At 74.5% G+C, this 5,219-nt stretch carries 5 protein-coding genes and 1 tRNA gene; 4 read left to right on the top strand and 2 right to left on the bottom strand.

The genetic code is table 11. The annotated features are described in order from the left end of the window. From CCN29_RS31735 to CCN29_RS31720, 4 genes are all read left to right on the top strand, one after another. On the top strand, positions 1-673 hold a 673-nt coding region (locus tag CCN29_RS31735; protein ID WP_086685988.1), incomplete at its 5' end, for an ABC transporter permease. An 80-nt stretch (positions 674-753) separates the two neighbouring features. Then, positions 754-1,986 (top strand): sensor histidine kinase, encoded by a 1,233-nt coding sequence (locus CCN29_RS31730; protein ID WP_031018326.1) that lies wholly within the window; start codon positions 754-756, stop codon positions 1,984-1,986. 5 nt (positions 1,987-1,991) lie between these two features. After that, complete coding sequence (locus CCN29_RS31725; RefSeq protein WP_006133359.1) at positions 1,992-2,597, top strand: response regulator transcription factor; 606 nt, start codon at positions 1,992-1,994, stop codon at positions 2,595-2,597. A gap of 25 nt (positions 2,598-2,622) precedes the next feature. Further along, a tRNA-Gly gene (locus CCN29_RS31720) sits at positions 2,623-2,695 on the top strand. 132 nt (positions 2,696-2,827) lie between these two features. Here the strand turns inward: CCN29_RS31720 and CCN29_RS31715 are convergent. After that, positions 2,828-3,727, bottom strand: coding sequence for a phosphoribosylaminoimidazolesuccinocarboxamide synthase (locus tag CCN29_RS31715; protein WP_006133361.1), 900 nt, complete (start codon positions 3,725-3,727; stop codon positions 2,828-2,830). A 177-nt stretch (positions 3,728-3,904) separates the two neighbouring features. After that, positions 3,905-5,219 (bottom strand): N,N-dimethylformamidase beta subunit family domain-containing protein (locus CCN29_RS31710; protein ID WP_442538599.1); only part of this gene is annotated, 1,315 nt, incomplete at its 5' end.

The raw sequence follows: 5,219 nt of genomic DNA, 5'->3' as shown, positions 1-5,219 counted from the left end.
CGTGCCGCTGGTCCTGCCGCTCAGCGTGCGCTCCGCTGCCGAGGAGATGGACCTCGCGGAAGCCGGGCTCACCCCGGGCACGCTCGTGCTGCCCGCCGCCGTCGGCTTCTCCCTGCTGTTCGCCGTGTACTCCACACTCGTCGGCGTCTACGTCGTCCGGCGCGAGGAGCTGGTGCTGAAGCGGCTGCGCACGGGCGAGCTGCGGGACGCGGAGATCCTCGCCGGGTCCGCGCTGCCGGCCGTCCTCACCGGGCTGCTCCAGTGCCTGCTGCTGATCGCCGGTTGCGCCGCGCTGCTCGACCTGTCCGCGCCCTCCGCGCCCCACCTGGCCGTCGTCGGTCTGCTGCTGGGCCTCGTGCTGAGCGCGGCGCTCGCCGCCGTCACCGCGAGCTTCACGCGTACCGGCGAGAGCGCCCAGGTCACGCCCATGCCGCTGCTGATCGTGTCGATGCTGGGCTCCGGCATGTTCGTCCCGCTCGAGCTGTTCCCGGACCGGCTGGCGTCCGTCTGCGAGCTGCTGCCGCTGACCCCGGTCGTCAGCCTGGTGCGCGGCGGCTGGACCGGCGACCTCTCGGCCGGTGAGTCCCTCGGGGCCGTGACGATCGCCCTGGCCTGGACCGTCCTCGCGGTGTTTGCTGTACGGCGGCGGTTCCGCTGGGAGCCGCGGCGCTGAGGCGCTGAACAGGGGCGGGACGGACGCCCCCGCCGCGCGGAAGGCGCGGCGGCGGACATCGGCAGGGACAGGAGCGACGGATGGGCAGCCCGGGCGGCTGGTGGGGGCGCAAGAGCACGCCCGCCAAGGTCGAGACGTACACGCGGTGGTCGTTCCACTTCATCGCCCTGTCCGAACCCACGGTGATCGGCGTCACCGCCTTCGGGCATGTGGACGCGCGGGTCGCGCTGCTGGTGATGACACCGGTCGCGGCGCATGTCGCGCTGGCCATGGTGACCGCCTCCCGCGCCCTGGACTGGACGGTCGGCCGGCGTCCCCAGCCGCTGCGGCTGCTGTGGGCGCTCGGCGCCGCGACCGCCCTGCTCGCGGTCGCCGCCCTCGTCCCCGGCCGGTACGGCCCCGTCGGGGAGGACACCGGCACCGTCCTGGGCTCGGTCTTCGGCGCCGTGCTCTGCTACGGCGTGGGCATGATGGCCCTCGGGCTGAGGGAGCGGCGGCGCGTCGTCTGGCTCGTCGTCGGGTTCGGGGCGGGCGCGGGCCTGGTGGCCTGGGCGACCGGCATGCCCGCCCTCGCCGCGCTGGCCATGGCCGCTTTCGTGACGGCCGCCAGCGGCTTCTTCGCCGCCACCTCCTTCTTCTCCATCTGGCTGCTCAACGCCGTCTACGCCCTCGACGAGGCGCGTGAGACCCGGGCCCGGCTGGCGGTCGCCGAGGAGCGGCTGCGCTTCGGACGCGACCTGCACGACGTGATGGGCAGGAACCTCGCCGTGATCGCCCTGAAGAGCGAGCTGGCCGTCCAGCTCGCCCGGCGTGAACGGCCCGAGGCGGTCGAGCAGATGATCGAGGTGCAGCGCATCGCCCAGGAGTCCCAGCGGGAGGTGCGCGAGGTCGTGCGCGGCTACCGCCGGGCCGACCTGGAGGCCGAACTGCACGGCGCCCGAGGCGTGCTGCGCGCCGCCGGCATCGACTGCGAGGTCGGTGGCGAGACCGGCGGGCTGCCCGCCGAGGTGCAGTCGGCGCTCGGCTGGGTGGTGCGCGAGGCGACCACCAATGTGCTGCGGCACGGAGACGCGAAGAAGTGCACCGTCACGGTGCGGAGGCCCAAGGGGCGTGTGGTGCTGACAGTGCGCAACGACGGGGCCACCGCCCCGCACGGGTCGACCCGGACGGGCGGAACGGGGCTGGCCGGGCTGCGGGAGCGGCTGTCCGCCGTGGGCGGCACGCTGGACGCCGGTGAGGCCCGGGACGGCGAGTTCCGGCTCGTCGCGGAGGTCCCGCTGACCGCGCGTCCCGCGCTGGAGGTCGCGTCGTGACCGGTGTGGTGCGGCTGCTGCTCGCCGACGACGAGCATCTGATCCGCGGGGCGCTGGCCGCCCTGCTGTCCCTGGAGGACGACCTGCTGGTGGTCGCCGAGGCCGCGTCCGGCCCGGAGGCCCTGGCGATGGCGCGGGCGCACGCCCCCGACGTGGCCGTCCTCGACCTCCAGATGCCCGGCGCGGACGGTGTGAAGGTCGCCACAACCCTGCGCACGGAGCTGCCCGGCTGCCAGGTGCTGATCGTGACCGGGCACGGACGCCCGGGGCATCTCAAGCGGGCGCTCGCGGCGGGGGTGCGCGGGTTCGTCCCGAAGACCGTCAGCGCCCAGCGGCTCGCGGAGATCATCCGGACCGTGCACGGGGGAAACCGGTACGTCGACCCCGAGTTGGCCGCCGACGCGATCGCCGCCGGCGACTCGCCGCTGACCGCCCGCGAGGCGGAGGTGCTGGAGCTGGCCGCTGATGGGGCGCCCGTGGCGGAGATCGCGGAGCGGGCCCGGCTGTCCCAGGGGACCGTGCGGAACTACCTCTCCTCCGCCGTCTCCAAGCTCGGCGCGGAGAACCGCCACACCGCGGTGCGTCTCGCCCGCGAGCGCGGTTGGGTATAGTGGTGCTCGCGCCACGGCGCAGCAGGCGAACGTAGCTCAGTTGGTAGAGCGCAACCTTGCCAAGGTTGAGGTCGCGAGTTCGAACCTCGTCGTTCGCTCAGAGGACGAAGGCCCCGGTCGATGACCGGGGCCTTCGTCGTGTGTGCGCCGCCTGCGCCGCCGTAGGTGTGCCGCCTGTGCCGCCGTACGGTCCGGGGCCGGGGGGTGCGTCCCCGGCCCGGTGTCGCGCGTCAGCTCCAGGTGATGCCCGTCAGGCGCTCGTACGCCTCCACGTACTTCGCGCGCGTCGCGTCCACGACGTGCTGGGGCAGCGGCGGCGGGGGCTGCTCGCTCCTGCGGTCCCAGCCGGACTCGCCCGAGGTGAGCCAGTCGCGGACGAACTGCTTGTCGTACGAGGGCTGCGCGCGCCCCGGCTCCCACTGCTCGGCCGGCCAGAAGCGGGACGAGTCCGGGGTGAGCACCTCGTCCGCGATCACCAGCTCGTCCCCGTCGAAACCGAACTCGAACTTGGTGTCCGCGAGGACGATGCCCCGGTCCCGGGCGATGTCACGGGCGCGGGAGTAGGCGGCCAGGGTCGCCTGGCGCAGCTGGGCCGCGGTCTCCGCGCCGACCTGGCGGGCGACCTCCTCGTAGGAGACGTTCTCGTCGTGCTCACCGACGGCGGCCTTGGTGGCCGGGGTGAAGATCGGGGCGGGCAGCTCGGAGCCGTCGACCAGGCCCTCGGGCAGCGCCAGTCCGCAGACCGTCCGGCTCTCCTGGTACTCGGCGAGACCCGAGCCCGTGAGGTAGCCGCGGGCCACGCACTCCACCGGGACCATGTTCAGCGACTTGCACACCAGCGTGCGGCCCGCCCAGTCGGCGGGGGCGCCCTCCGGCAGGTCCGTGCTCAGCACATGGTTCGGGAGCAGGTCGGCGAGCTGGTCGAACCACCACAGGGAGAGCTGGGTGAGCACCCGGCCCTTGTCCGGGATCTCGGTGGGCAGCACCCAGTCGTAGGCGGAGATGCGGTCGCTGGCGACCATCACGAGGTCGCCCGCCTCGTTCCGGTACAGCTCGCGCACCTTGCCGGTGTGCAGATGCACCAGGCCCGGAACCTGGATCGGCTCGGGCTTGTCGACGAATCCGGACACGGTTCCTCCGCGTGGTTGAACAGAAGGGACGCCCGCAGCGCTCCCGGCTCCCGCTCGATCATCCGGAGGACGGTGGCGGGAGGGGCCGGACGGTATGTCGATTCTCCCGTATGTGCGGACGGGACGGCGGCCGGGGTGGTGCGGGCGGGTCCGGCGGGCGCGGGTCCGCGCAGGGCGTCAGTCGCGTTTGCAGATGCGGTCGAACAGGTTGGCGGTGGCCCGCTGGATCCGGGGGTCGGCGTGCCCCGGCCGGTCCAGCGCCGGGGACCAGGCGAGCGTGCCCGAGGCGAACACCCAGGCCCCGGACGGCGCGCGGTACAGGGACGTCTCCTGATGGCGCCGCGCGCCCTGCCGGTCGCCGTACGGGGAGTGCGCGAGCAGGATCCGCTCGTCGTGGGCGGGCAGCGGGGTGCGCGGGTAGTAGCGGTCGGCCTCGCCCGCGACCAGCCCGTCGAGGGCGTCGCCCTCGTGCGCGCCGGTCGCCTCCCACAGCCAGTGGCCGGCGTTGCGGACGATCAGCGGGCGGGGTCTCGGCACCGGCCCGGCGTACTGGATGCCGAGCAGTTGCTGCTCCGCGCGGTCGTTCTCCCGCCACAGGGCGGGTCCGGGGCGGCCCCTCCGTCTCCCGCAGGTCAGCAGGCGGTCGGGGCCGGAGGGGGCGGGAGCCGGCTCGATCCGCCGGTACAGGGTGCGGGCGGCGAGGAACACCAGCGAGGTGCCGCGCTCGCAGGCATCCTCGACCGCCGTGCGCATCTCGTCCGTCCAGTACTCGTCCCGGCCGGGGAAGACCAGACCCCGGTGGCGGACCGGGGCGACGCGGCCGGCGTGCAGGTCGCCTGCGGTCGCGTAGCCGAGGTCGTAGCCGTGGCGCTCCGCCCAGCGGATCACGTCGTAGGCGTGCCCGGCCTGCGGCGGGAGCCCGTCGCCCGCGTACGGGCGGTCGAAGGTGACGGTCGTGACCGGGTCGGCCGCCTCGTGCTCGTCGTCGGCGGGCGCCAGGCTCGCGCCGGCCCGCCCGTCCGCCGCCGGGTACGGGTTGTACGCCTGCCAGGTCAGGTCCGGCAGTACCAGCAGCAGGTCGGACGCGCGGTCGTCGCGCACGGTGAACGGGACGTGCGCCTGGTGGCGCCCGTCCTCCGTGGCCAGCACGGCGACGTACGCGCCGGCGCTCCAGTACGACGGGACCGGCAGCCGCCAGGACAGCCACCAGTGGTGGCAGGAGACGGTGCGGCCGGCGGTGAGCGGCGGGAGCTGCGCCGTGCCGTCCAGACGGGGGCTGGTGACGATCTCGGCGGCGCCCCGGCCGTCGTAGTGGCCGATGCGGTGGACGGTGACGCGGAACGGCCGGGGCGGGTCGACGGTGACGTGGAAGTCGATCGAGTCGCCGGGGGCGACGGCGGAGGCGGAGGCGAACCCCTCGATGCGGCCCCTGCCGTCGTCGGAGGCGGCAGGGGCGGTAGGGACGGCAGGGGGTGAGGGGGTCGGCCACGGG

Origin of the sequence: Streptomyces pseudogriseolus, assembly GCA_002154585.1 — a bacterium.
Taxonomy (GTDB): Bacteria; Actinomycetota; Actinomycetes; order Streptomycetales; family Streptomycetaceae; genus Streptomyces; species Streptomyces pseudogriseolus.
This window is presented reverse-complemented; position numbering and strand designations above follow the sequence as displayed.